Consider the following 26195-nt stretch of genomic DNA (forward strand, 5'->3'; position numbering starts at 1 on the left):
GGGACCGTCCGCCTGCGTTCATCGCCTGGGTGGCCCAGCTCGTGCTCGGGTGCGCGGTGGTGCCGAGCACATGGACGCGCCTGGTGGCGTGCTCGATGACGGCCAGGATGGCGGCCGCTACGCGGGCCAGCCGAGCAACGCCGTGTCAACGATCTCATCGAGTTCGGCAGGACCGAGGCCGTTGGCGGCCTGCACTGCGATGCCGAAACCCATCGTCATGATGAACCGGGCAAGACGCCGAGGGTCGGCGTCGCGCGGAAGATCACCCTCGTCGACGGCGCGCCGGAAGCGCTCCTCGAGGCGGACCCCCGCGTCGTTGCGCCAGTCGACAAGCAGGTCGTGGATGGCCCGGCTCTCGTCGCTCGACGCCAGCGCACCCTGCACGGTCAGGCATCCGGAGGGCCCGCGGGGAGGGGTCGTGGTGCGGACCGCTCCGCGGAGGAACGCCAAGGCCACAGCCCGTGCGGTGGGCTCCTCCAGGGCGCGCGTGGCGTAGGCGGCCGGCCCCGCGCCATAGCGCTGGAGGGCCTTGCGGAACAACTGCTCCTTGTTGCCGAAGGCCGCATACATGCTCGTCTTGGTGATACCCATGGCGCCGGTCAGTTCAGCGAGGCTTGCGCCTTCGTAACCCCGCGCCCAGAACACCCGCATCGCGCGTTCCAGCGCCTGGTCGATGTCGAATCCTCGAGGCCGGCCCATGACGGCCCTGCGGGAGTCGCTCATGCCACAAGCGTACCCCTCGGTACAGATCTACGCTGACCAGCGGTTTCATCCCGCCCAGGCAATTCAGTACCGATCGGTCTTGATGTGCTAGAGTTCTGCACCGACCGGTACTTAACTAATGGGAAGGGAAGTCCGCGCCATGAAAACCATTTCGCTCGGCAGCCTCGAGGTCTCGCGCATCGGTCTCGGAGCCATGGGAATGTCGGCGTTCTACGCCGGCGCCGGCCAGTTCGACGACGAGTCGATTCACACGATCCACCGCGCTCTGGACCTCGGGGTCACCCATATCGACACCGCTGAGGTGTACGGCCCCTTCATCAACGAGGAGCTGGTCGGCCGGGCCGTGCGAGGGCGCCGAGACGAGGTCGTGCTGGCGACCAAGTTCGGACTGATCGCCCACACCGGTGGCTCGGCACCGGACAGCAGCCCGGCCAACATCCGCCTGGCCGTGGAGGGATCACTGAAGCGCCTGGGTACCGACTACATCGACCTCTACTACCAGCACCGGGTGGACCCCGGCACACCCATCGAAGAGACCGTTGGCGCGCTGGCCGAACTGGTGGCAGAAGGCAAGATCCGCCACATCGGCCTGTCGGAGGCCGGCCCCGCCACGATTCGCCGCGCTCACGCCGTGCATCCGGTCACCGCGGTCCAGTCCGAATACTCGCTGTGGACCCGCGACCCGGAGGCCGAGATCCTGCCCGTCCTGCGCGAACTGGGTATCGGCTTCGTGCCCTACTCCCCGCTCGGCCGCGGCTTCCTGACCGGCGACATCCGTTCCCTGAACGATCTTGGCGCCGACGACTGGCGCCGCACCAACCACCGCTTCGCCGACGGCAACCTGGAACGCAACCTGCGAATCGTCGACGAGGTCCGGGCCGTAGCCGCCGAGATCGGCACCACGCCCGCACAGGTCGCCTTGGCCTGGCTGCTCGCCCAGGGTGGCGACATCGCGCCCATCCCCGGCACCAAGCGAGTCGCCCGGCTGGAGGAGAACGCCGCCGCCGACCACATCGAGCTCACTGCCGGCCACGTCGCCCGCCTGAACGACCTGCCCCCGGCCTCCGGCGAGCGCTACGACGCGGACAACATGGCCGCCATCGACCGCTGATCGAAGATGTACCATCACGCACAATGCGGGCCGGCATCCGGGCGAAGAGTGCCGCATTCCCCATCGTGGCACCGAAACTCGCGAGTGGCGGCGGGCCCGGCGAGTGCCTCACGCACCTCTTGACGCGGACCGTCGGTCCGTGAGGGGTCTCTCCAAGACAGGGCGGCCGAGCATGCGGCCGCTAATCGCGGACCCGGGTCAGAGCGGTCGCTGAGTCACGGATCACCAGTTCCGGTTCAGGATCGGTGATGACACCGCCCGCGCTCGGCCGCCCCGCGATCAGGTCGTAAAGCGCCTCGACGCCGGCCCGGCCGAGTTCGTACATCGGCATCCGGACCGCGGTGACGGCCGGGCGCAGGTGTCGCATCAGGTCGACGTCGTGGATGCCGACCACCGACAGCTGGTCGGGGATGGTGATGCCGAGGTCGCGGGCGGCGGCCAGGACCCCGACCGCGCTCATGATGTTGTTGACGACGATGGCGGTCGGCGCGGTCGCCGCCTGCATGGCCTGGCGGAGCCCGTCGGCGCCGGCCTGCTCGCCGAACCCGGTGGCCAGGTGCGGAGCCGGTGTCAGGCCGGCGGCGTCCATCGCCCGCTGGTAGCCCAGGTAGCGCTGCTGGGAGAGGTATCCAGAGCCCCCGACGAAGACGATGTGGCGGTGGCTGAGGTTGATCAGGAACCGCGTCGCGATCTCGCCCGCGCGGAGATCGTCCACGTCGATCCAGGGATGCTCCAGTGCGTGTTCCAGGATGAGGATCGGCTTGGGGTGGTCGCGGAGTTCGGCCATCACGTCGTCGTCCAGCAGCCCTTCGCCGCGGATCAGGATGCCGTCGACCGTGCCCTGGCTGAGCAGCCGGGTCAGGAACTGGCTGCCGGAGCGCATCGTCTCGGCATCGCCCAGCAGGACCGTCGCGCCGTGCTCCGCCGCCGCCTCGTAGACCCCATGCCGCAGCGGTGCGTAGACCGGGTTGTCGAGCTTGTTGAGGATCATCGCGATCATGTCGGTCTGGTTGAGCCGCAGCGAGCGCGCCGTCTGGTTCGGCTGGTAGTTCAATTGCTGCATCGCCTGGAGCACCCGGGTGCGGGTGGATTCCTTCATCCGGGTGTGGCTCGTGCCGTTGACCACCGCCGACACCACAGCGAGTGACACTCCGGCCGCCCGTGCGACGTCACGTTGCGTTGCCATGGTGCAAGCCTACTCGGTTCTTGACGTAACGTCTCACCATCCCTATTTTGAATTAACGTTACGTCAACAAGGAGTACATATGACATCGGTACGTCGCACCGTCCTCCTGCGGTCCTCCTGGGCGACGGTGAACATCGGCGACGTGGCTCACTCCCCTGGGGTGGTGCGGGCGTTTCAGCGGTTCGCCCCCGAGGTCGAGGTCGTCCTCTGGCCGGTGCGGCTGGAGGAGCGCGAACGATCCATGCTGCGGCACGCGTTCCCTGACCTGCGCGTCGTCGACGGCACTCTCGGCGGGGACGGGCCGAGCACCCCGGAGCTGGCCGCCGCCATCGACGGCGCGGACGTCCTGATGCACGGATCGGGCGCCGACGCCTTCCAGACCACCGAGATCGACTGGTGGCGCGAGCACGTGGGCCGCCCGTACGGGTACTTCGGCATCACCGTGGATCCGCTGTGCCCACCGACCATGGCGACGCTGCCGGAGCTGGCGCAGATGGTCGATCTGCTCCCACCTTCCTATCTCGAGGACGACGTCAAGGACCGTTTCGACGGCGCCGACTTCGTGTACTGCCGCGAAACGCTGACCCTGGCCACCTTGCGCGGCCAGAAGATCACCGGGCCCGACCTCGCCTTCGGGCCGGACGGCACGTTCGCGTTCGACCACACCGACGACGTCGCCGCCGCTCGCCTGCTGGAGGAGTTCGGCCTGCGGCCCGGTGGGTTCGCCTGCTTCGTTCCGCGGCTGCGCTTCGCCCCGTACGCGAAGATCTACGGCACGGAACCGACCCGCGAGCAGATGCGGCGCGACGCGGTCAACCGGGCCACCGTGACGCACGACCTGGCGGTGCTGGCGGCGGCGATCGAGACCTGGGTACGCGTCAGCGGCCTGCCGGCCGTCGTGGTGCCCGAGATGAGCTATGCCGTCGAGCTCGCCCACGAGCAGCTTCCCAGCCTGCTCAGCCCACAGACGCTCGGTCAGGTCCGGATCCTGGACCGGTACTGGCCGCTGGAGGAGGCGACCGGGGTCTACGCCCTCTCGTCGCTGGTGGTCAGCATGGAGTGTCATTCGCCGATCATGGCCGCACGACATGCGATCCCGACCATCTACCTCCGGCAGCCGACCGAGACCACGAAGTCTCAGATGTTCGCCGACCTCGGCGCCCCGGACCTGGTGATCGAGCTCGACCATCGTGCCGCGGCGACGGTCGTCGCGGCGGTCACCGACATCGCCACCGACCCGGCGCCCGCGGTCGACCGGAGCAGGAGGGTCGCGGCCAACGCCGACGACCGGCTGCGGGCGGCGGTGGAAGCCTGCGCAGCGGGCCGGCCCATAGCGGCGGGGACCGGCGATGCGTAGCCTGCGCGACCGCTGGCGGCGTGACCGGGTCCTGCTGCTGCTGGCGCTTCCCGGGGTCACGGTGCTGCTGCTGTTCCACTATCTGCCGCTCGGTGGGAACGTCATCGCGTTCCAGGACTTCCAGCCGTTCCTCGGCATCTGGCACAGCCCGTACGTCGGGCTGGACAACTTCGAGCCGGTGCTCACCGGCGACCCGGTGTTCCTCAACGCACTCGTCAACACGCTGATCATCACGCTGATCCAGGTGGTCTTCGTGTTCCCGCTGCCGATCTGCCTCGCGTTGATCCTGAACGCGACCATCAGCGAACGGCTCAAGCGCCTCACCCAGTCGATCCTCTACATGCCGCACTTCCTGTCCTGGGTCATCGTGGTCGCCCTGTTCCAGCAGATGTTCGGCAACGGCGGGATGCTCAACGCCTGGCTGCGCTCGGCCGACCTGTCCACGTTCACCGTCGTCGGCGTGCCCGAGTTGTTCAAACTCATGATCACATCACAGGTGATCTGGAAGGACACCGGCTGGTCGACGATCATCTTCCTGGCCGCGCTGTCCCGAGTGGATCCGGCGCAGATGGAGGCCGCGGTGGTGGACGGCGCCTCGGCGGCTCGCCGCCTGTGGCACGTGACCCTGCCCGCCATCCGCCCGGTGATCGTCCTGCTGCTGATTCTGCGGCTCGGTGACACGCTGTCCGTCGGGTTCGAGCAGATCATCCTGCAGCAGGCACAGGTCGGTGCCGGTGCCGGCGAAGTACTCGACACCTACGTCTACAACCACGGGATCGTCGGCGGCGACTGGGGCACCGCGGCCGCTGTGGGGCTGATCAAAGGCATGGTCGGTGTCGCGCTCGTGCTCGGCGCCAACCGGTTGGCCCACGCTCTGGGCGAGCAGGGGGTGTACGCCAAATGACGAGCCGACCTGCGTCGACAGGGGTGTCCGTAGCGCGCCACAGGCCACGCTTGGCCGGCAGTCGGCGTCCGGTCTGGATGGGCGAGTCCAGCAAACTGGGGGTCGGTGCGCGGGGACTCGTGCTCGGCCTGGGCTGCCTGGCGGTCTTGGTGCCGTTCTGGGCGGTGCTCATCACCAGCATCGCCTCCCCGGAGGAGGTCAACAGGGCGGGCGGCTTCGTGCTGTGGACGAACGCACCGACGCTGGACTCCTACCGGGCCGTCCTGTCCGGCGGAATCGTCACCCGTGCGCTGCTGGTGAGCGCCGGCGTCACCGCGGTCGGCACGGCACTCAGCCTCGTCGCCACGATCGCTCTGGCGTACGCGCTGTCGCGGCCGGGCTCGTTGCTGCAGAAGCCGCTCCTGCTGATGACGGTGTTCACCCTGCTGTTCAATCCGGGCATCATCCCGATGTACCTGACGGTCAAACAGCTCGGCTTGCTGGACAGCTACTGGGCACTGGTCCTGCCGGTGCTGGTGAACGCGTTCAACGTCATCGTCATGCGCGCGTTCTTCCAGGAGATCCCCCGCGAGCTGCGGGAGAGCGCCCACATGGACGGTGCCGGGGAGATGCGCATCCTGCTGCGGATCGTCCTGCCGCTGTCGAAGGCGGTCGTCTCCGTGATCGGGCTGTTCTACGCGGTGGCGTACTGGAACGCCTTCTTCTCCGCGATGTTGTACCTCCAGTCGTCCGAGAAGTGGCCGCTGCAACTGGTGCTGCGTACCTACGTCGTCAACAACACCCCGATCGGGTCCGACCAGCTCAGCTCGAACCTGGAGAACCTGCCACCACAGATCTCCGTCCAGATGGCGATTCTCGTCATCTCCGTCCTGCCCATCCTGTTCGTCTACCCCTTCATTCAGAAGCACTTCGCCAAAGGACTCATGGTCGGCGCCGTCAAGGGCTGACCGATCGTCCACGCCATGTGGAAAGGGAACGTCATGGCACCCACCTTCAGCCGCCGCCGCCTCCTGGCACTCGGCGCGGCAACGGGGCTGGCCCCGCTGCTCGGGGCCTGCGGCGACGGCGGCCCGAGTGCGCCGAACAGCTCGACCGGGCCGGTCAAGCTGCCCACCTACAAGCCCGTCACCGCGGCCACGCCGGACCTGGCCGCCGAGCCGCCCGGGGTGTCGCCGGGATACTTCACCTACCCGACCGCCTCCAGCGCCGCATCACAACCGGTGCAGGGCGAAGCCGTCACGGCACTGACGTACACCTACGACCCGATCGCCCCCGCGCTCGGCTCGAACCCCTACTGGCAGAACCTCAACAGCAAGCTCGGCACCGAGCTGAAGATCACGTACGTCCCCTCGACCGACTACAAGAGCAAGGTCGCCACGACCATCGCCGGTGGCGATCTGCCCGACATCGTGGCCATCCAGGGCGTCGTCCAGCAGATGCCGGCCATGCTGAAGGCGACGTTCACCGACCTCACCGAGTACCTGTCCGGGGACGCGGTCCTCGCCTACCCGAACCTCGCCGCCCTGCCCACCGACGCCTGGCGCGGCACCGTCTACGACCAGCGGATCTGGGGCGTCCCCGTGCCGCGGGCCCGGATCGGCACCGTGCTGTACACCCGGGCCGACCTGCTGGCCAAGGCAGGACTCAGCCTCCAGCCCGAATCGTGGGCCGAGTTCAAGGAGCTGGCGGCCGCGCTGAGCGACGAGCGGGCCGGTCGGTGGGCGTTCGGGCAGATCCCGTTCAACACGATCCTGGAGATGAACGGGATCACCGGCAACTGGCCCGGCGGCGTCGGCGTCTGGCAGGCAGCGGGTGGCGTCTTCACCCACTCCGGGACGACACCGCAGTTCACGCAGGCCCTTGAGGACACCGTCGAGCTGGTGAAGTCGGGGGTGATCCATCCCGACCATGCGGGCGCGCCCAACACCAAGCGCAACGCGTGGATGCTGGCCGGCACGACCGCGTTCACCATCGGCGGGTACGCCGGGTGGGGCAAGTTCTACGGTCAGGCGAAGGACGTGTCCGGCTTCCGTCTGACCGGCATGCTCTCGCCCACCCGCGACGGCAAAGGGACGCGGGTACGCACGCCCGGCCCGACCCTGTCCAGTTTCACCGCCATCGCCAGGACCGACGACGCCGACCGGATCAAGCAGATCCTCAAGGTCCTCGACTGGTTGTGCTCACCCTTCGGCAGCAGCGAGTACCTGGCCCTCCGGTACGGCGTCGAGGGCCAGACGTTCACCCGCGACGGCTCCGACCCGACCCTCACCGAGGGCGGGCGCAGCCAGGTGTTCCTGCCGGTGCGCTACCTCGCCGAGGCATCGCCCGTCATCTACGAGCCGGGCAACCGCCAGGCCGTACAGGACCAGCACGATCACCAGGTCGCCGGCGTCCCGCTCGCCGTCGCCGACCCGACCCTCGGGCGGTACTCGGAGACCGCCGCCAGCAAGGCCGCCAGCGAGCAGCAGGAACTGGACGCGGTGCTGCTGGAGATCCAGCTGGGCAACAAGCCCGTCTCGGCGTGGCAGCCGGCCATCAAGAAGTTCATGGATCGGGTGGGCGACAAGATCAAGGCCGAGTACGAGGAGCAGTCATGAGACGGAGCACGTTACGTTGGTACACGCGTGGCCGGGCCCGTGCGGCGGTCGTACTGGCTCTGGTGGCGGCGTTCCTGTCGCCTCTGTCGCCGGGCCGGGCCGCGGTCGCCGACATGTCGGATCTCGGCCGGCTGCTCGACCTGACGCGCCCGGGGCTCGCCGCGGTGGCGGCCGAGCTGGCCGCCGGTGACGAAGCGGGCGCCGCGAGCGAGCTCAAGGCGTATTACGCGGGCCGCACCGACGTCCACTACCCGGCTCCGGCCGCTGGCCTGGGCGGTGGCGACTCGGGCCCCGACGAGCTCGCGGCGGGGATCTTCCGGTTCGGCGCCGAGACCCGCACCTTCTACGACAGCGCCGAGCAGCGGATCGACATCGACTGGCAGGACCCCTGGGGTGGGACGCAGACCACCCCGGGCGGCGCGCAGACGTTGATGAGCGACTTGACGTTCATGCCCAAACTGACATTCGCGTACGTGTCCGAGAGCGACCCGGCGAAGCGGGCGGCGTACGCGAAGGCGTGGATGGACATCTCGCTGGACTTCTTCGCCGACAATCAGAGCTGGCCGAAGGGCCGCAACCTGTCGGCGGCCAAGCGGCTCTCCCAGCTGGTCAGCGGGTTCTCCGTGTTCAGGACCGATCCCGGCATCGACCCGGGCGATCTCGTGGCGTACCTGTCCGGCGTGCACTTCACGACGGACTTCCTCGTCGGCGTGATGCAGGGTCACGTCGGAAACAACTGGTACATGTCGATGGCCCGTTCCGTCCACGCGGCGGCCGTGTTCCTGCCCGAGTTCTCGGCATCGTCCGGCTCGGAGTGGTTCGCGGTGCGCTCAGCCGAGCGGTTTCTGCGCGCGTACCTGAAGGGCGACGGCGTGTACCGCGAGCCGGCGTTCAACTATCAGGCATACGTGGCGGACCTCCTCAACTCCGTCATCGCAGTCGCGGACGCCAACGGGCGGACCGTTCCCGATTACCTCGTCCAGGCGGCGGACTGGATCGCGGATTCGCTGTTCGCGACCCGTCAGCCGAATCTCGAACCCGCGGCGATCGGCGACACGCCGAACAACACCGCGGGTACGTCGGCCATTCGCAGGAGCGGCGTACGCAACTCCTGGCCCGATTTCACCTGGGTCGCCTCCGGCCGCACGCAGGGGACCGCCCCGACGCTGTCGTCCACGGTGTATCCGATCAGCTTCGCGGTCCAGCGTTCCGGGTGGGACGCCGATGCCCGGTACATGCTGATCAACAACCAGAATTCCAGTTACACCGCCTCGCATCGGCATCCGGACGACCTCAGCCTGGTGATGGCGGCGTACGGGCGTCCGCTGATCGTCGACTCCGGGGTGGGAGACTACAGCGCGACTCCGACGAACGACTGGATGCGCCGTCAAACCGCGGCGCACAACACCATCGAGGTCGACGGAGCCGCGCAGACCGCCGGCGTCCCCCGCACGACGTCGCTGTGGCGCTCGAACGCGGGCCTCGACATCTACCGCGGTGCGACGATGGGCTACCGGCCGATCGAGCACGATCGCACGGTCTACTTCGTCAAGCCCGGCTTCTGGGTGGTCTCCGACGACCTCACCGGTGCCACCGCCGCGCACGACTACCGGCAGCTCTGGCACTTCCCCGGCGATCCGGTGACCGTCAATCCGACGACGAAGGTCGCCACGGTCGGGTTCGACACCGTGCCAGGAGCCGCACCCGGCGCCGGCGTGCGGCTCATCCCGGTGGCGACGGCCGGCGCCGCGGTGACCCCCACGGTCCACGACGACGGCGCCGTACGCGTCGGCGAACAGGTACTCACCGACGTCGACTACCTGTCCTACGACTGGTCCGCCACCGGCCCGACGGGAGTGGACACGGTCGTCTTCCCCGGCCCGGCCGGCGCGGCGCCCTCGGTGACGGCGAAGCGCATCGCCATGCCCGGAGTGAGTCACTCCGTGGCGACGGCGCTGGAGGTCGGCCTGCCGGGCGCGACCGGGCGCTTCTACCTCTCGCGCGAGGCGAATCCCTCGTCGAGGGCGTTCGGGGCCGCCACGACCAACGGCGAGACCGCGTACTTGGAGCGTGCTTCGGGCGGCGGGCTCACCAGGTACGCCCTGACCAGAGGGTCGTCGCTGATCGACGCAGGCAACACCGTCATCAGCGCATCCGCACCGGTGTCCGATGTCAGTGTGGAACTGCGCGGCGCGACCGCCCGGATCTCGCTCGGGGACCCGTTCACCGGCACGCTCTCCCTCCACGCGCCGAACGCGAACGCGGTGACGGTGAACGGCACCCCGACCGCGTTCACCCGCGCGGGCGACCTCATCACCGTGTCACTCGAGGAACGCTTCGCCCCGGCGCCCGTGCTCAACGAGGAGTTCGACGATGCCGGCCTGGACCGCACCGTCCATGACTTCAACGCATCCTTCGGCGGCTGGACGCCGGTCCAGGGGACCTGGACGGTGACCGGCGGGCAACTGGCACAGACCTCGACCGCGGACATGGTGTCGTTCGCGGCGCTGCAGGACGTACCCGATGACGTGGTCATGGCCGCGGACATCGTTCCCGGACCACGCGGCCAGACGACGTCCCGTACCGGTCTCGCGTTCCGCTACCACAATTCCCGCAACTACTACCGGGCCGAAGTGCTCAACTCCGCGTCGGGAGCGACGCTGAAGCTCGTGAAGATCTACGACTCGAAAACCGAGGTTCTCGCGGAGACCGATCTGCCGACCGGCGCCAACGTCCCGCACAAGCTGGTCGTATCCGCGATCGGGAGGCATCTGAGCGCCAAAATCGGCGATACGTCGATCTCCGCGGACGACGCACAGCTGCCGACGGGTGGCGCCGCCGCCTACACGCATCGGCGGGCCGCGACCTTCGACGACATCGTGATCAGGGAAGGGCTCGATCAGGCCAATTGGCGAGGGATGACCGGGTCCGTGTCCGTCGCCTCGGGCAAGTTGCGCCTCACGCCGCCTGCCGGTGGCCGGGCGCACGTACTGGCCGACTCGACCCTGCCGGCGCGCTTCTCGGAGGCATGCGACTATGTCGCGGAGACCACGCTCACGCTCGACGGATCCGTCGGTAACGCGGGAATCTCGCTGCGAGACAGTACGGACGCGTACGGGTACCGGATCCACGTCGGCAAGACGAGCGACGGAACCCAGTACGCGAGCATCATCCGCGAGGCCCACGCGTCGGGTCCCGTGACCGTGGCCAAGACGAACATCAGCAACCCGTTGACAGGTCCCGTGCGACTGGGTGCCATGATTCATGGCGACCGCATCACCGTGACGTTGAACGGCGTCGAGATCCTGAAGGGTCGCGACACTGTTGTGCGTAGTGGGGGTGTCGGGCTTTACGCATCTACGGAGAGCTCGTTCGAGAACGTCACTGTCGCTCGGTCTTGTGGAGGGCGGGAGCGCCTGCGGCCAATTACCCCCGGCGCCGGCCACCGCACGAACCACAACGACGGAACTGGCGTATAGCAGGGTTGGTGGGCTGCCGTTCGTATGGGCGGCCCACCAGCCCATCGCCTTGACGGCAAGGTGATCAGCCCGGCGCGGGATCCTGTCCTTGATCAATAGCGTGAGGTGAGACCCCCACTCGTCATAGCCATCTGTGTGCACCACCCAGTCGCAGGCCGATCTGGCCCAGAACGCGGGGCGTCGAGCACCGCGCTTTGGCGGTAGTAGCAGGTGGGGGCGCCGCGAAGGGCATGGTCGGCTCCGGAGGCAGGCGGGGGGTGGTCCACACTCGAAAGGGCGCGGGCGTCACGGCTGACCGCAGGCTATTCTATGCTGCCACCGCGGCCCGGCACCGCGGGACATGGGATCGATGTCGGCGGCGTGCAGGATCTCCGTTTCAGGATGATCGGCCGCGTCCGGTGAGCAGGCCGCGTATCGCCCACAGGGCGCCGATGACGATGGCACCGACGATTATGAAGGTCGTCGTCGTGGAATCGGCGACGTGGAGCACGGCCAGGACGCCGATTGTCAGACCGTAGACGATGGACAGGGCGATGAGGGCCCGTGCGGAGAGTTTCGCGTTCATGGCCGCTGAGCGTGCCCGAACTCGACCGTGTGGGGACAGCCACCGGGGGAGGGGATGCTGATTCCGACGAAAGGTGGATACCGGGCGGCGACGCCGGTCGTCGATACTGGTCAGATGGCTGGTGGATCCCTCACAGACCCGGTCGATGCCGGGCAGGACGATTGGCATCGGACGGTGCCCGGCTGGCATCTCGCCTTCGCCACCCTGGCCGTACTGACCGCCTGTCTCGTCGTCACCGGCGATGACGGCCCCGCCACCGCCGAGCGAGGTATCGCGCTGCTCGTGCTCGTGCTGCTGAGCGGCTGGTACGGCGCCACCGGCGCTCGGGCCCTGCATCGTGACCACAGCCGACTGGGAATCGTCTATCTGGCCGGCGCCGTCCCGCTGTCGGCGGCGCTGTTCGCGGTGGCGCCTGAGGGCGCGCTGATGTGGGTCATGCTGTACCCGCATATTTGGGCGCTGCTCCCGCTGCGCAAAGCGATGGCCGCGACAGTCGCGAGCGTGATGTCGATGGCCGCGGTGATGATCTTCCGTAGCGACGCGTACGAGCAGGAGCTGTCCTCGGTGATTCTCCAGGTGGTGGTGGCGCTGGTGGTCGCCCTCGTACTCGGGGTCTGGATCACCCGGATCATCGAGCAGAGCCGGCAGCGGGCCAGGCTGGTGGAGGAGCTGGCGGCGACGCGGGCCGAACTGGCCGAGGTCAGCCGGGAGGCCGGGGTGCTGGCTGAGCGCGAGCGGCTCGCCAAGGAGATCCACGACACGCTCGCGCAGGGCTTCACCAGTGTGCTGCTCCTGCTGGAGGCGGCCAAGGCCGGCACGTGCGAGCGCGACCAGGCCGCTCGCGGCCACCTCGACCAGGCCCGCCGTACCGCCATGGACAACCTGGCCGAGGCCCGCGCCATGGTCGCGGCGCTGCCGCCGCCGCAGCTCCGCGACGCCTCGCTGCCGGACGCCCTGGGCGGGCTCATTGAGCGGTTCGAGGCGGAGACCGGGCTGGAGGCTCGCTTCACGGTGACCGGGACGCCCTGCCGGCTCACCCCGAACGAGGAGGTGGTGCTGCTGCGGGTCACCCAGGAAGCCCTGGCCAACGTACGCAAGCATGCCTCCGGGGCAGGCCGGTTGGGAGGCGTGCTGGCGTACGGGACCGAGGGCGTGACCTTGCGGATCACCGATGACGGCCAGGGCTTCGACCCCGGCGAGACCGGCACCGGGTTCGGGATCGGCGGCATGCGCGACCGGGTCGCCGAGGTCGGCGGGGTGCTGAGCATCGGACCGGGCAGGCCGTCGGGAACGCTGGTCCAGGTGGAGCTACCGTCGTGACCGTACGCGTGCTCATCGTCGACGACCACCCCATCGTGCGGCAGGGGTTGTGCGCGGTGCTGTCCGCGCAGCCGGACTTCGCGGTCGTGGCCGAATGCGGCACGGGCGAGGAGGCGGTCGCCCTGGCGGCGGACGCCGGGCCCGATGTGGTGCTGATGGATCTGCGGCTGCCCGGCCTGGGCGGCGTCGAGGCGACCGAGCGCATCGTCGCCGCCGGGAGCGCCACGGCGGTCGTCGTGCTGACCACGTACGACTCCGACGGGGACATCCTGCGCGCCGTCGCCGCGGGAGCGACCGGCTACCTGCTGAAGGACGCCTCGGCGCAGGAACTCGTCGCCGGGGTCCGCACGGCCGCCGCGGGCGGCACCGTGCTCGCCGCTCCGGTCGCGGCCAAGCTGGCCACCCGCATGCGGGGCGAGGCCCCCTCGCTCACCACGCGGGAGATCCAGGTGCTGGAGTGCGCGGCCCGCGGCCTGTCGAACCCGGAGACGGGGCGGGAGCTGTTCATCAGCGAGGCGACCGTGAAGAGCCACATGATGCGCATCTTCGGCAAGCTCGGGGTCGCCGACCGCACCGCCGCCGTGACCACCGCCATCGCCCGCGGCATCCTCAGCCCGCCTTGACTTGGCGGCCCGTCCCATCGCCATGACCTCGGGGGCGAAGGTATCGGGGTCGGGCCGCGCTCATCAGGCCGGACGTGACCAGGCCATCAACGAGACGGTGCTGCCGGAGGCGGCGGTGCGTCCGGTGACCGAGGTGGTCGCGCCGTCGCGACACCGGTGGCTCTTCGGGGACGGCGGCGGTCTCGAGTCATCTCACGCGCTGTCAGCGGCCCGTCTTCGTGGACCACAGGGGACGGGTGCCGTCGTAGATCACCACGTTGCCGTCGTTCTGGACCTCCAGCCTGGCGCCCGGGTTCTTGCCGGTCTCGGAGCTCCACAGCGGCGTGGTGCCCTGGTAGACGACCAGGTTGCCGTCCTTCTGCATCTGCGCGGACGCGCCGGGGTTGTCGCCCGTCTTCGTGCTCCACAGGGGCTTGCTCGCCTTGTACAGCACCAGGTTGCCGTCCTCCTGCATGACGAACTGGTAGTCGCCGTTCTGGGAGCGTACGTACTGGTTCGCCTTGAGTCCGTAGCCGGGCTTGAGCACGCCGATCGTGGAGTGGCGGCCCCACAGGGGCGTCTTGCCGTCGTAGATGACCAGGTTGCCGTCATCCTGCACGGCCAGGCGCGCGCCGGGCGCGTCGCCGGTGTTGGAGGCCCACAGCGCGGTCTTGCCCCGGTAGACGACCAGGTTGCCGTCCTCCTGCATGGCGGCGAACGCGCCGGGGCTGTCGCCGGTCTGGCTGCTCCACAGCGGCTTGGTGCCGCGGTAGAGGACGAGGTTGCCGTCCTTCTGCTGCTGCAGGACGTACTCGCCGTTCGACGAGCGCACGGAGTCACCCGCCTGCAGTCGCTGGCCCGGGTTCAGCCACGTGGTACGGGGCCGCTCCTGGACCGTGGCCGCCTGGGCGGAGGCCGTGACAGCGGCCGTGGCCGCCGGGCCCACGAGCGCCAGCACCAACGCGCCGGCGTAAACCGGGAACCTCTTCATGTCGTCGCTCCCACGATTGCCGTTGATCAGGACCTGTTCTTGATCAGGAACCGTGACGCTATCCGGTACTCGCGGGAGAACGGCTCACTTCAAAGAGTCTGAAAGTGCGTCATCGGCCGAATCGCCGCCTACGCCGGGCGCAGAGGTTGGGGGCGGCGAGCCGGTCCCGGCGGATGCCGAAGATCAGGATGGCCCCGTCTCCGAAGGTCATCCCGTTGTCCTCGTCAAGCTGGAGCAGGGTGACCCACTGGGCGGCCTCCTCCGCGAAGCCGGGATCCTCCGGGTTCAGCCCCGCCGCGGACGCGGCCGCGGGTTCGATCGGCGCCTGCAGGGCGTCGGAGTAGCCGCCGACCTGGTGCTTCGGCCCAGGCTTCTTACGCCGTTCGCCGTACAACCCGAGCTCCCAGGCGAAGGTCTCGCCACCGTCCCCGATGTCGGGGTTTTCGTCGTCGAGGTCCTCATCGTCGGGTACACCATGCGGTCCCACACCAGTTCTCTGGCCGCGTCCAGACTCCCGAAGGCGCGCACCACAGCGGGATCACCTGCGCGGCCGTGCAGTCCCAGGTGGCGAAGAACAACAGCGTGCCTGCGGCGGACAGGTCGAGGTCCGATTCGTACGGTGCGAGCGCCGCGCAGTCCAGTTCGGCGAGGAACCGCATCGCGGAATCCCCGACGCGCGGCCACGGCACCCCCTTCGGCAGCCGGGGCAGGCCGCCCTGCTGGCCGACCACGACTTCGCCCTCCTCGGCGATCGACCACCGAACGGCCGGACGAGCCAGGGCGATGAACGGCTCGGCGAATTCCCCAGGTAACAACTCCCGGACGTACTCGGCGAAATCCAGCATGCAGTCCTGCATGGCGGCCATCCTGCCCGGATCTGATCTCGAACGGAACGGCGCAAGAGCAGCGACACGGCCTGCCGCCCCCCGCATCGAGGTACCAGACCTCGATGCGGGCGACGCTGGTCGAAGTGGCGTTCAACAGAAGTCGAAACAGCACGAGAGCGAAGCCTGGAAGACCAGGTTGGACCCTCCACAGCACTTCCGGCACCGGACACATGAAATCGCGTACGAACGGACGGTGACGTTCCCCTTCATGCCTTGGCAGCCGATGATCGCGCACATACGTTGGTGATCGTTTTGCTGGCTCATCGAACCGCGGCGGGGTGAACATGGGATCCACACGCACGAACCTGACCATTCTGGCGAGCATCCTCCTCATGGCCGGGCAGGCGGCGGGCGCGGGCCCGGCCGCGGCGGACGGCTGCCCGGCGATCACCGACCAGTGGGAGGTCACCGACCTGGGCGTCACCGGGAGCGCGCTCGACATCAACGACGTGGGACAGATCGCCGGCTCCAGCGTGAGCGCGACCGGCGAACAGCGGGCGACGGTCTGGGACGGCGCGCAGGTGATCGATCTGGGCAGCCTCGGCGGCGGTCACGCCTACGCCGGCGCCCTCGACGAGGACGGCAACGTCGTCGGCAGTAGCTACACGGCGACGGAGAAGGGTCACGCCTTCCACTGGCGCGCTGGGACGATGACCGACCTCGGCACCTTCGGCAGCATCCCCACCCTGGTCCACGACGTCGGCGCGGGTGTCATCGTGGGCGAATATCGGTACCGGTTGCCCGATGGCACGGCCCGCTACCAGGCGTTCCGCATCCAGAACGGTGTCAGGACCGACCTCGCCGCCGTCGCCGGCAGCCAGGCGGCGGCCGTCAACCCGGCCGGGCAGATCGCCGGGACCCAGCGTCGCCTCGAACCACCCGGCCCGGCGAGCCTGCGGACCCACCAGGCCTTCCTCTGGGAGGACGGCGTCATCACCGAGCTCGGTACGCTCGGCGGCCAGTGGAGCCAGGCCGAGGGGATCAACGGCGACGGCGACATCGTCGGCCAGTCGGCGCTCGGCGCGGACGGCGTGCTCGCGGGCGGCTACATCTGGAGCGCTGAAGAGGGCATGCGGCGCCTGCCCGACGCCGGCGGTTTGGCCGCGCCCAAGGCCGTCAACGACGACGACGTGATCGCCGGCACGCACACCTGCACGGAGGCCGGCACCGTCGCCCACGCGGCGGTCTGGACCGGCCCCGACGCGGCGCCGGCCCTGCTGCCCGACCCGGCGACCGGCATCGCCACGATGGCCAATTCCGTCAACGCACGGGGCGAGATCACCGGATGGGCCGTGGCCCCCGACGGTTCGCGGCGCGCTCTCGTGTGGCGGCCGGCGCCCGGGAACACGTGAGCCTCAGCGGGCCGCGTCCGAGAGTTCCCGAGCCTCACCCCGCCCGGCGCGGAATGATATGAAGTGACGTGGTCTGAGCTGCCGTCAAGCGGCGGGGCGGTGCGAAAAAGGCACGGCCGGAGCGGTTCCGGCCGTGCCCTTGAGCGGTTCAGCTCGTCACGGCACCGCCACCTTCGCGGTCAGCGACCCGACCTTGTCGCCCTGCGGATTGAAGACGATCGTGTACGTGCCCGTGACAGGCAGCGTCGTCGCCGCGATGGTGCAGTTACGTCCGCAGCTCGGCGAGTTGCCCAGCGCCGTGCCGTCCGGCTTCAGCAGGCCGACCCGGACGTCGGCGGCGGCGGAGAAGCTGGTGCCGGTGAAGGTGACGGTCACCTGCTGCCCGGCGGTGCCGGTGAAGGTCCAGCTCCCGTTCTGGCCGGGGGTCGTGGTGGTCAGCGTGACCGCCGTGCCGCCGATGGTGACGGCGGCCGGGGCGAGGTCGCGGACCGCGTGGACCCTGAGGGTCAGTTTGCCCACCCTCTCGTCCTGCGGGTCGAACTCCACCGTGTAGGTGCCGGTCACGGGCAGTGCCACGGGCTCCAGGAAGCAGTTCTTGCCGCAGTAAGTCGCCGACACCAGCGTGGTGCCGTCCGGCTTCTTCACCGACACCCGCGCACCGGTGGTGCCGGTGAAGTTCGCGTCGGTGAGGTTGAACGACACCACCTGCCCGGCCGTCCCGGCGAGCGACCAGGTGCCGTTCTGGCCGGGGGTCGTCGTGGTGAACGTCGAGGCGGCGCCGCCGACGGTGACCGAGCCGAGCAGGTGGGTGACCGCGTACGCCTCCAGGGTTAGTTTGCCGGTTTTGTCGTCCTGCGGGTCGAATTCGATCGTGTAGGTGCCGGTGACGGGCAGTGCCACCGGTTCCAGGAAGCAGTTCTTGCCGCAGGAGGTGGCCGATACCAGCGTGGTGCCGTCCGGCCTCTTCACCGACACCTTGGCGTCCGCCGAGCCGGCGAAGTTCCCGCCCGTGAGGTTGAACGACGCGAGCTGCCCCGCCGTCCCGGTGAACGACCAGGTGCCGTTCTGGCCCGGAGTGGTGGTGGTCAGCGTGGAGGCGGAGCCGCCGAGCGTGACGTTCGCGCTCAGGTGAGTGACCTCGTACAGCTGCAGGGTGATCGAGCCGGTCGTGGCGTCCTGCGGCCGGAACTCGACCGTGTAGCTGCCGTTCACCGGCAGCACGGCCGGGTCCAGCAGGCAGTTCTTCCCGCACGGGGTGTCGTCGATCAGAACGGTTCCGTCCGGTTTGCGTACCGCGACGTAGGCGTCGTAGGTGCTGGTGAGGGTCGAGCCGGTGAAGTTGTACGACACCCGCCGCCCCGCCGTCCCCGTGAACGTCCAGACGGCCTTCTGCCCGGCGCCGACGGTGGTCAGCGTGGACGCCGGGCCGCCGACCGAGGTCGTCCCGGTGACGTCGCCCTCGGTGAGCTGCGCGGTCAGCGAGCCGGCGAGGGCCTTGCGCGGGTCGAACAGGATCGTGTACGTGCCGGACGCCGGCAGGGTGAGCGGGTCCAGCACGCACAGCTTGCCGCAGGAGGTGTCCTCCCGCAGGACGGTGCCGTCCGGGCCGCGCACCGAGACCGCGGCGTCGGAGGCGCTGGAGAACGTCCCGTTCATGAACGCGAGGTTGACGTAGCGGCCCTCGGTCCCGGTGAAGGTCCAGGTGCCGTTCTGTCCCGGGGTGGTGGTGGTCAGCGTCGAGGTGCCGCCATCCATCGCGATCGCGGCGGTGACGTCGTTCACCAGGTACGCCCGCAGCGTCAGCGCGCCCGTCTTGGCGCCCTTGGGCCGCAGGTCCACCTGGTACGTGCCGGTCGCCGGCAGGGTGAGCGGCTCCAGCAGGCACCCGGTGCCGCAGTTGGTGTCGGCGATCAGGTCGGTGCCGTCCGGCTTCCCGACCTTGACGGTGGCGTCGGAGGAGAGCGTGAACGTCGAGCCGGTGAAGTCGTACGACACCCGCTGCCCCGCCGTCCCGGCGAAGGTCCACAGGCCGCGCTGCCCGGGGATGGTGGTCGTCAGCGTGGACGCGGGACCGCCCACGGTGATCTGCGCGGTCACGTCCGGCGGCACGATGTTGAGCTGGGCCGAGATCGAGCCGGTCTGGACGCCGGCCGGGTCGGCCACCACCTGGTAGGTGCCGTCCTCCGGCAGCACCGTCGTGTCGAAGTAGCAGGAGCTCGGGCAGAACGTGGCCGGCACCAGGACCGAGCCGTCCGGTATGCGCAGCGACGCGTACGCGCTGGAGAACGTGCCGCCCGAGAAGGTCACCGAGATCCGCTGCCCGGTCGTCCCGTCGAAGGTCCAGGTCGGGTTCTGCCCCGGGCCCTTCGTGGTCAGTTTGACCGCCTCGCCGCCCGCCGTGAGCGCCGCCTTGACGTCGCCCACGGTGACCTGTGCGGAGATGGAGCCCACCGCCGTGCCGGTGGGGTCGAGCACCACCGTGTAGGTGCCGTCCGCCGGCAGCGACACCGTGTCGAACGCGCACGACGGCTTGCAGAAGGTGCGCTCGAACAGCTCCGTTCCGTCCGGGTTGCGCACCAGTGCGTACGCGCTGCTGAACGTGCCGTCCGTCAGCGCGAACGCGGCCCGCTGGCCCGCCGTGCCGGCGAAGGACCAGGTGGCGGCCTGTCCCGGGGCGGTCGTGGTCAGCTTGACCGGGCCACCGCCCGCGGTGATCGTGCCCGTGACGTCGCCCTCACTGACCTGCGCGCTGATGGAGCCCACAGCGGTCTTGGTCGGGTCCAGGACGAGGGTGTAGGTGCCGTCCTCCGGCAGCGCGATCGTGTCGAACGCGCACGACGTCTTGCACCAGGTGGAGCGGACCAGGTCCGTGCCGTCCGGCTTGCGCAGTGACGCGTACGCGCCGCTGAACGTGCCGTCCGTCAGCGCGAACGCGACCCGCTGGCCCGCCGTGCCGGCGAACGTCCAGTACGCCCGCTGGCCGGGCCCCGTGGTGGTCAGCCGCACCGGCGCGCCGCCGACGGTCAGGGCGCCGACGACGTCTCCCTCGATCGCACTGGCCGTGACGGGCCCGGTGTGCACGTCGGTGGGATCGACGAGCAGCGTGTACGTGCCCGTCGCGGGCAGCGTGACGGTGTCGAAGGCGCAGGTCTTCGGGCAGTGGGTGGAGCCGAACAGCCGGGTCCCGTCCGGCTTGGTGATCGAGGCGCTGGCGGTGCCGGCCAGGCCGCTGATCGCGAACGCGACCCGCTGGCCCGCCGTGCCGGCGAACGACCAGGACGCGTTCTGCCCCGGGACGGTGGTGGTCAGCGTGGACGGCGCGCCGATCGCGACCGTCCCGGTGACCGCCGCGGGCACCTCGTACAGGCGTAGTGCGATCGAGCCCGTCTTGTCGTCCTTCGGGTCCCACACCATCGCGTACGTGCCGGTGACCGGCAGCGTCTCGGTGTCGACGTAGCAGGCGGCACCGCAGGAATCCTGTGACAGCACCTTCCCGTCGGGCCCGCGGAGCTGCAGGGTGGCGTCGCTGAGCGAGGTCAGCGTGCCGTCGGTGAGCGCGGCGGAGACCTTCTGGCCCGCGGTACCCGTGAACGTCCAGGTGCCCCGCTGGCCCGGGTCGGTGATCCGCAGCGGCACCTGCGGCCCGTCGATCGCCGCGGTGGCGGTGACGTCGGCTCCCAGCGTGTTCACGCTGAGCTTGTACGGGCCGAACACGTCGTTCCACGGCCACACGCGCAGCCGATAGGCGCCGGCGGGCAGCCCGTCCACGCGCTTGGCGCCGCACAGGTAGGAGGTGGCGACACTCGCGCCAGCGGCGTCGGCCAGCTCCCACCGCAGCCCGAACCCGGACCCGGGGCACTCCTGCGCGTTGACGAAGACCGAGGCCGGCTGGTCCAGCGTGAACCGGTACTCGTCGACCGCGACCTCGCCCTCCAGGTTGCCCGCGCCCTCGCCGGGCACGCCGTCGGAAACGGTGAACGGCAGCGAGACCGGGAACGTCTGCGGCGGGGTGACCTCCAGGTCGAGCGCCACGTTGTCGAGCCCGTACGCCTGGTTGGACAGGCCCGCCATGCCGGTGGCCGAGACCTTGACCTCGATCTGGCTGTTCTTGTGCGTGATCGGCACCGTGACGCGGTACTTCGCCCATGGCAGGCCGTTCGCCAGCGTGCCGGACGCGACGGGCGTCAGCTCGCCCGGCGTGATCGTGTGCGGGTCGTCGCGGTCGGTCTCGACCTTGATCGTCTCGGTGTCGGAGTCGGAGGTCCAGTCGCCGACGGCCAGCAGGTCGAAGCTCAGCGTGCCGGCCTTGTGCAGCGGCAACGACTGCACGAAGAACCGGTAGGAGTCGCCGCCGCTGAACGGCCCGGCGAACGAGCTCACCGCGGGGTCGGCCGACACCCGCGAGGGCAGCGTGTTCTTGCCCAGCGTGCCCTCGAAGTCGATCGTCAGGTCGCCGTTGACGTCCACGGCCTGCGCCGCCGGGTCGATGCTCACCGTCTTCTGCTCGGCGGCGGCCTCGGCGAACGAGGTGTCCGCGGTCAGCGCGATGTCCAGGACGCAGTCGTTGAACGGCACGCCCGGCGCGACGCCGCTCTCCTCGCACTGCGCCGAGGCGAGCTGCATCTGCTCGGGTGTCAGGTCGTGGATCGTGACGATGCGGGAGGGGAAGCGCAGGTCCGTGAACGTCGCGGTGCTCTCGCCCGGGCCGTAGGTGAACAGCGACTCGGTGTCGTCCAGCCGCCAGGAGTTGGCGTAGTCGGTGTGCAGCTGGGTCGGGGTGGCGTTGGCGGGCAACTGGGTGCCGTCACGCAGCTTCAGGTCGTTCTTCGGGTCGCCGTCGGCGTTGCCGAGCAGGCCCTCCAGGTCGCTGTCGGCGGACGGCGGCAGGTAGAGGCCCGCGGCGCCCCGCCTCCAGGACAGGACGGGCCCTTCCAGACCGTCGAACATGACCAGCCACTTGCCGTCCTTACGCAGGACGAACGCTTCCTTGCCCAGGTAAAGGATCTTGCCGGCGCCGAGCGTGAGCTTCTGGCCGTCGACGTAGAGGTCGTCCTCGTGGAACTCGACCTTGTGGTCACCGGCCTCCATCGCGGCGTCGAACATCACCGACACGTCCCGGCCGCCGCTGGCGGGGCTGAGCCGGCCGTGGATCTCCAGGCCGTGCCTCTCGCTGCTGGCGAGGACGAACTCGCCGACGGACTGCAGGTCGTAGCCCAGGCCGTCCAGGGTGGTGAAGTGCGGTTCGCCCTTGACCAGGCCGCCGTGCTCGGAGAAGTACCACAACAGGATGAGGACGACCAGCGCGCCCACGCCGAGCGCCAGCGCCATCTCGATGGTGGCGAAGCCGGCCGCGCGCAGGAAGAGCGCGCCCTGCGGGCTGCGCAGGAACACCATGATGGAGGCGGTCAGCGCCGCCGCGGCGGCCGCGGCGCTGCCGTACTTGGCCACGTCGTTGTTCTGCGAGTCGCCGGAGTTGTCGGAGTCGTTGCCGGGCCTGGTGAGCTGGTCGATCAGCTGGCGCAGGCCCGGGGAGATCGGCCAGTCGCGGTCGTCGTCGTCCTCGTCCACCTCGGGAATCTCGGCGGGCGGGCTGCCTGGCGGGGGCTGCCGCTTGCTCTCCTCGCACTTGCGTTCCTTCTTCACCTCCTCGATGTGCAGCAGGCCGGGAACGGGCGACAGCGCCCGGTACGTGGAGAGCTGGTATCCGTCCTTGCCGTCCACCTTGCAGGAGGGGTTCTTGCTGTAGACCTGGAACCAGTCGTCGTAGCTGCCCCAGCGGTTGAGCACCGTGCCGGCGGTGACGTTCTTGACACCGTCATTGGTCAGTACGCCGACGTACCGGACGACCTGCCCGCCCCAGCCGGAGTAGTCGGGGTTGCCCTCGACCTTGGCCTCGATCACCTGGCCCCAGTTGTTGCCGGCGCGGTCGTAGTAGATGATGTCGGGCCGGTCGCTGCCGCCGCTGAGGGTCGGCTCCCACTGGATCTCGGGGTCGATGAGCCCGCCGCTGCGGCCGAGCTGGTCGCTCAGGTACTTGATGGCCCGGGCCTGCCCGATGGCCTCGATGCCGCCGGACGGGCTGCACTCGTTGGGCTGCTGGTAGATGTGGGTGCCGAGCACCGGACGGTCGCGCAGGCACGCCTCGTTGATGCGGCGGCGCGTGGAGTACATGTGCTTGAAGACGCAGCGTTTCTGGCCGCTACGGCCGTTGGACCAGTCGCTGCTGTTGGGGGAGCAGGCGGTGGCCGCCTCCGCCCACCTGGCTAATAAGAAGTCGGGTATGGGAACGAGGAACCCGGCCACGAGCACGGCCACCATGAACAGACGAAGACGCCTCAAGCGGTCACCCCGAATAAAGAGGACATAAGACTGGCAGCGGGACCGTACACCTAAAAGATCGTTTAGCGGTAGAGATCGCCACCTCCCTTTCCGGGTGATCTTTGACTAGGCTGCGCACCAGATCAGCAACAGGAGGTGTCGTGGTCGTCGACCGGTCATGGGAGATCGCATTCGACGCGCCGGCCGCACGGCCGGTGCGCGCGGCCCGGATGGTGCTCGCGGCCACCGGGCCGGGCGGGGCCGCCGTGATCGTGCTGGACGCCGACAGCGACACGTTCGCCACCGTCCCGGGCCTGCCGGCGCACCTCGCGCCGGAGACGGTGTCGCTGTCGTCCGACGGCACCCGGCTGGTGCTCACCGCGCGCCACGACGACGGCGCCGGCCCGCCGCGCGTCGTGCTGCACACGCTCGCCACCGGGGCCCGCCAGGAGTTCGCCTCCGACGACTACCTGCGCGCGGCGCTCTCGCCGGACGGCACCCGCCTGGCCGTCCTGGCCGACCTGTCCGGCGGCCCCGGCATCCCCGGCGTCGGCGACGAGCTCGCCGGCATCGAGCTGATCGACACCGGCACCGGCACCGACGGGGGCACTGGCACTGGCACCCGGCAGCGGCTCTGGCAGGCCGAGGGTTACTGGGAGGAGGCCTCGATCAGCTGGTCGCCCGACGGGCTGCTGCTCGCCGCGACCTACCTCACGCTGGACGACGTCCTGACGACCGTCGTCCTCGACCGCACCGGCAAGGAGCTCGCCGCCTACGCTGAACGCGTGGCCCTGCCCGGCCCGCACTCCGTCTGGGCCTCCGGCCACGAGCTGATCGTCTACCCGGAGCCCGACGACGAAAGCCCGCTGATCCTGATCGACGTGCGGACGGGCGGCGAGCGCCGTTTCACCCGGCGCACCTTCGACGGCTACCTCGCCGTCAGCGCCGGCCGGGTCGTCCGCCCCGGCTCCGCGCCTGGGCAGCTCGTCACCACCGACCTCGACGACGGCGACGAGCGTCCCTTCCTGACCGTCAGCCCGGCCGTCTCGATCGACGCCCTCGACATCGTCGCCTGACGAAGCGTCCGAAGGCCTCCTGCGGCCTTTCGGCAAGCGGCCCTCGATGATCGCGTTCCCCGGGAATCGCCACGACTCGATGACAGAATCCGCCCCATGCCCGTACAGGATCCACACATCCACCTGCTGCAGGCGGCCCGACCTGAACGAGCGTCTCGACGAGGACACCACGTCCATCGACTGGACCGGGATTCCCCTGGACGAGTCGCTGGAACCGCCGCTCCCGCCCGGCCGGTCCCTTCGCCTCCACTCCAGGATGTGCTGGCCCCACGGTTGAGCCTGCGGGCTCAGCCGAAGGTGGCGTCGCGGTCCAGGGGGAAGATCGGGCGGCGCAGGTTCCGGTACGGCAGCCGCCGCAGATCCTGGTCCACACCCCCCGGCGTGAGCGCCAGCATCCACCCGGCCGCCGCCTCGAACAGCTCAGGCTCCAGGTATCCGATCTTGACCGTGGCCACGTCCACGCCGCCGACGTCCACCCCCAGCCGCCCATAGGACGAGAGCAGCCGGTACTGCATCCGCCGCGAGGTGAGGAACACGCTCAGCCCCCCGACCCGCACGCTCACCACGCGCCCGCCGTCGGGGTCGTCGGCCACTGCCTCCAGGGTGCCCTCCAGCAGCACCGGTCCCGGTGCCCGGGTGTCGAGCCGGGCGCCGGCGCGGACGCTGACCGGCGAGCCGATCGGCAGGTGGCCGACGCGCGCCACCGCCTCGGGGTCGAACAGGGAGGCGTAGACGGCACGCGTCGAGCCGTCGCGGATCTCGGGCCTGGCGAGCATGCGCTCCAGCGCATACGTGACGTCGTCGGCCCCGCCCGCGCCCGGGTTGTCGCCGGAGTCGCTGATGAAGTACGGCCGGGGCGCGCCCTCCTTCAGCGCCACGTCCAGGCACTCGTCCATGGAGCCCGTGGGCGCGACGAAGGCGAAGTCGTCACGGGCGTCCCAGAACGCCTGCCCCAGCTCGCGCGCCGCCCGCTCGGTGGCGGCGGCGTCGGTGCCGGTGGCCACGACGGCCCCGGTGCAGCGGGGCTCGTCGGCCCAGGCGAAGCCGATCCAGATGGCCGCGTCGATCACGCCCGGCCTCGACTCGACCTCGGGGATGCGGGCGTACAGGCCGCGGGCCGGTTCGACGCGGGTGCTGGTCATCTCGCCGGGCAGCAGGATCGGCACGTGGACCAGCGTCTTGTGCGGCCGGCCACCCGCTCTGAGCGCGGTGACGAGGTTGCGGGCGGCGCGCTCGCGAGTCTCCCAGACGTCCACGTGGGGCGCGGTGCGGTAGCAGGTCAGCAGGTCGCAGCCGTCGAACAGGGTCTCGGAGACGTTGCCGTGCAGGTCCATCGCCGCCGACACCAGCGGTTCCGGGCCGATGACGGAGCGGATGGCGGTGATCAGGTCGCCTTCGGCGTCCTGGCGGCCCACGACGCTCATCGCGCCGTGGAAGTCCAGCAGCACGCCGTCGAACGGGCCCTCGGCCAGGCCCTCGACGATCTCGGCCCGCCAGGCGTCGTACGCGGCGGGCTCGACCGCTCCGCCCGGCAGGGCGCGGGCGTGGACCAGGGGCACCCACTCCACCTCGGCCGCCCAGGGGTCGCCGCGCCAGCCGTACCGGTCGAGCAGGGCCTGGCCGCGGGTGACCTCGAAGTCGGCGGTGTCGCTGAGGTGAGGTGAGAAGGTGCTGGACTCGATGTGGATGCCGCAGACGGCGATACGCAGGGACACTGCACAGGCTTT

At 69.8% G+C, this 26195-nt stretch carries 18 protein-coding genes; 10 read left to right on the forward strand and 8 right to left on the reverse strand.

Going from position 1 to position 26195, the window contains the following annotated elements:
• Nucleotides 1–117 precede the first annotated feature (117 nt).
• Nucleotides 118–723, reverse strand: a complete 606-nt coding sequence (locus tag AB0C27_RS52120) for a TetR/AcrR family transcriptional regulator (protein WP_357862068.1) — start codon at nt 721–723, stop codon at nt 118–120.
• A 139-nt stretch (nt 724–862) separates the two neighbouring features.
• Between AB0C27_RS52120 and AB0C27_RS52125 the strand changes: the two genes are divergently transcribed.
• On the forward strand, nt 863–1834 hold the full coding sequence (locus AB0C27_RS52125) for an aldo/keto reductase (RefSeq protein ID WP_357862070.1): 972 nt from the start codon (nt 863–865) through the stop codon (nt 1832–1834).
• A 181-nt stretch (nt 1835–2015) separates the two neighbouring features.
• On the opposite strand, the gene AB0C27_RS52130 is transcribed toward AB0C27_RS52125, so the two are convergent.
• A complete protein-coding gene (locus AB0C27_RS52130; RefSeq protein ID WP_357862072.1) occupies nt 2016–3020 on the reverse strand; it encodes a LacI family DNA-binding transcriptional regulator in 1005 nt (334 codons plus the stop codon).
• Between the two features lie 79 nt (nt 3021–3099).
• Between AB0C27_RS52130 and AB0C27_RS52135 the strand changes: the two genes are divergently transcribed.
• Genes AB0C27_RS52135 through AB0C27_RS52155 form a run of 5 tightly spaced genes read left to right on the forward strand, consistent with a single transcriptional unit; the run spans nt 3100 to nt 11357 of the window.
• Nucleotides 3100–4377: a polysaccharide pyruvyl transferase family protein gene (locus AB0C27_RS52135; protein ID WP_357862074.1), complete on the forward strand. Its 1278-nt coding sequence runs from the start codon at nt 3100–3102 to the stop codon at nt 4375–4377.
• The gene (locus AB0C27_RS52140) at nt 4370–5281 is read left to right on the forward strand and encodes an ABC transporter permease subunit (protein ID WP_357862076.1); all 912 of its coding nucleotides are present in this window, start codon (nt 4370–4372) and stop codon (nt 5279–5281) included. Before AB0C27_RS52135 ends, AB0C27_RS52140 begins: the two co-directional genes overlap by 8 nt.
• Nucleotides 5282–5331: 50 nt before the next feature.
• Nucleotides 5332–6228, forward strand: coding sequence for a carbohydrate ABC transporter permease (locus tag AB0C27_RS52145; RefSeq protein ID WP_357862077.1), 897 nt, complete (start codon nt 5332–5334; stop codon nt 6226–6228).
• Between the two features lie 33 nt (nt 6229–6261).
• Nucleotides 6262–7878 (forward strand): extracellular solute-binding protein, encoded by a 1617-nt coding sequence (locus tag AB0C27_RS52150; RefSeq protein WP_357862079.1) that lies wholly within the window; start codon nt 6262–6264, stop codon nt 7876–7878.
• Nucleotides 7875–11357, forward strand: coding sequence for an alginate lyase family protein (locus tag AB0C27_RS52155; protein WP_357862081.1), 3483 nt, complete (start codon nt 7875–7877; stop codon nt 11355–11357). The genes AB0C27_RS52150 and AB0C27_RS52155 overlap by 4 nt, the downstream gene beginning before the upstream one ends.
• Nucleotides 11358–11733: 376 nt before the next feature.
• Here the strand turns inward: AB0C27_RS52155 and AB0C27_RS52160 are convergent, their stop codons facing one another.
• Nucleotides 11734–11922 (reverse strand): hypothetical protein, encoded by a 189-nt coding sequence (locus AB0C27_RS52160; RefSeq protein ID WP_357862083.1) that lies wholly within the window; start codon nt 11920–11922, stop codon nt 11734–11736.
• A 114-nt stretch (nt 11923–12036) separates the two neighbouring features.
• On the opposite strand from AB0C27_RS52160, the gene AB0C27_RS52165 reads away from it, so the two are divergent.
• Both AB0C27_RS52165 and AB0C27_RS52170 read left to right on the forward strand, forming a co-directional pair.
• A complete protein-coding gene (locus AB0C27_RS52165) occupies nt 12037–13242 on the forward strand; it encodes a sensor histidine kinase (RefSeq protein ID WP_357862085.1) in 1206 nt (401 codons plus the stop codon).
• On the forward strand, nt 13239–13865 hold the full coding sequence (locus AB0C27_RS52170) for a response regulator transcription factor (protein ID WP_357862087.1): 627 nt from the start codon (nt 13239–13241) through the stop codon (nt 13863–13865). Before AB0C27_RS52165 ends, AB0C27_RS52170 begins: the two co-directional genes overlap by 4 nt.
• A 202-nt stretch (nt 13866–14067) precedes the next feature.
• On the opposite strand, the gene AB0C27_RS52175 is transcribed toward AB0C27_RS52170, so the two are convergent.
• From AB0C27_RS52175 to AB0C27_RS52185, 3 genes are all read right to left on the reverse strand, one after another.
• Nucleotides 14068–14835: a hypothetical protein gene (locus AB0C27_RS52175; protein WP_357862089.1), complete on the reverse strand. Its 768-nt coding sequence runs from the start codon at nt 14833–14835 to the stop codon at nt 14068–14070.
• A 109-nt stretch (nt 14836–14944) separates the two neighbouring features.
• Complete coding sequence (locus tag AB0C27_RS52180) at nt 14945–15322, reverse strand: DUF1963 domain-containing protein (RefSeq protein WP_357862091.1); 378 nt, start codon at nt 15320–15322, stop codon at nt 14945–14947.
• On the reverse strand, nt 15294–15701 hold the full coding sequence (locus tag AB0C27_RS52185) for a DUF1963 domain-containing protein (protein ID WP_357862093.1): 408 nt from the start codon (nt 15699–15701) through the stop codon (nt 15294–15296). Before AB0C27_RS52185 ends, AB0C27_RS52180 begins: the two co-directional genes overlap by 29 nt.
• A 305-nt stretch (nt 15702–16006) precedes the next feature.
• Here AB0C27_RS52185 and AB0C27_RS52190 point away from each other — a divergent pair, with 305 nt between their 5' ends.
• On the forward strand, nt 16007–17074 hold the full coding sequence (locus AB0C27_RS52190) for a hypothetical protein (RefSeq protein ID WP_357862095.1): 1068 nt from the start codon (nt 16007–16009) through the stop codon (nt 17072–17074).
• Between the two features lie 156 nt (nt 17075–17230).
• Here the strand turns inward: AB0C27_RS52190 and AB0C27_RS52195 are convergent, their stop codons facing one another.
• On the reverse strand, nt 17231–23413 hold the full coding sequence (locus tag AB0C27_RS52195; RefSeq protein ID WP_357862097.1) for a VWD domain-containing protein: 6183 nt from the start codon (nt 23411–23413) through the stop codon (nt 17231–17233).
• 140 nt (nt 23414–23553) lie between these two features.
• Between AB0C27_RS52195 and AB0C27_RS52200 the strand changes: the two genes are divergently transcribed.
• A complete protein-coding gene (locus AB0C27_RS52200) occupies nt 23554–24468 on the forward strand; it encodes a hypothetical protein (protein ID WP_357862099.1) in 915 nt (304 codons plus the stop codon).
• Between the two features lie 287 nt (nt 24469–24755).
• On the opposite strand, the gene AB0C27_RS52205 is transcribed toward AB0C27_RS52200, so the two are convergent.
• A complete protein-coding gene (locus AB0C27_RS52205) occupies nt 24756–26183 on the reverse strand; it encodes a M81 family metallopeptidase (RefSeq protein WP_357862100.1) in 1428 nt (475 codons plus the stop codon).
• Between the last annotated feature and the right edge of the window lie 12 nt (nt 26184–26195).

This window comes from Nonomuraea sp. NPDC048882 (assembly GCF_040649755.1).
GTDB classification, from domain to species: domain Bacteria; phylum Actinomycetota; class Actinomycetes; order Streptosporangiales; family Streptosporangiaceae; genus Nonomuraea; species Nonomuraea maheshkhaliensis.

Bases quoted from the DNA above. Each gene is read 5' to 3' on its own strand.
- AB0C27_RS52120 (WP_357862068.1), bottom strand. From the start codon at position 723: ATGAGCGACTCCCGCAGGGCCGTCATGGGCCGGCCTCGAGGATTCGAC.
- AB0C27_RS52125 (WP_357862070.1), top strand. From the start codon at position 863: ATGAAAACCATTTCGCTCGGCAGCCTCGAGGTCTCGCGCATCGGTCTC.
- AB0C27_RS52130 (WP_357862072.1), bottom strand. From the start codon at position 3,020: ATGGCAACGCAACGTGACGTCGCACGGGCGGCCGGAGTGTCACTCGCT.
- AB0C27_RS52135 (WP_357862074.1), top strand. From the start codon at position 3,100: ATGACATCGGTACGTCGCACCGTCCTCCTGCGGTCCTCCTGGGCGACG.
- AB0C27_RS52140 (WP_357862076.1), top strand. From the start codon at position 4,370: ATGCGTAGCCTGCGCGACCGCTGGCGGCGTGACCGGGTCCTGCTGCTG.
- AB0C27_RS52150 (WP_357862079.1), top strand. From the start codon at position 6,262: ATGGCACCCACCTTCAGCCGCCGCCGCCTCCTGGCACTCGGCGCGGCA.
- AB0C27_RS52155 (WP_357862081.1), top strand. From the start codon at position 7,875: ATGAGACGGAGCACGTTACGTTGGTACACGCGTGGCCGGGCCCGTGCG.
- AB0C27_RS52160 (WP_357862083.1), bottom strand. From the start codon at position 11,922: ATGAACGCGAAACTCTCCGCACGGGCCCTCATCGCCCTGTCCATCGTC.
- AB0C27_RS52165 (WP_357862085.1), top strand. From the start codon at position 12,037: ATGGCTGGTGGATCCCTCACAGACCCGGTCGATGCCGGGCAGGACGAT.
- AB0C27_RS52175 (WP_357862089.1), bottom strand. From the start codon at position 14,835: ATGAAGAGGTTCCCGGTTTACGCCGGCGCGTTGGTGCTGGCGCTCGTG.
- AB0C27_RS52185 (WP_357862093.1), bottom strand. From the start codon at position 15,701: ATGGCCGCCATGCAGGACTGCATGCTGGATTTCGCCGAGTACGTCCGG.
- AB0C27_RS52190 (WP_357862095.1), top strand. From the start codon at position 16,007: ATGGGATCCACACGCACGAACCTGACCATTCTGGCGAGCATCCTCCTC.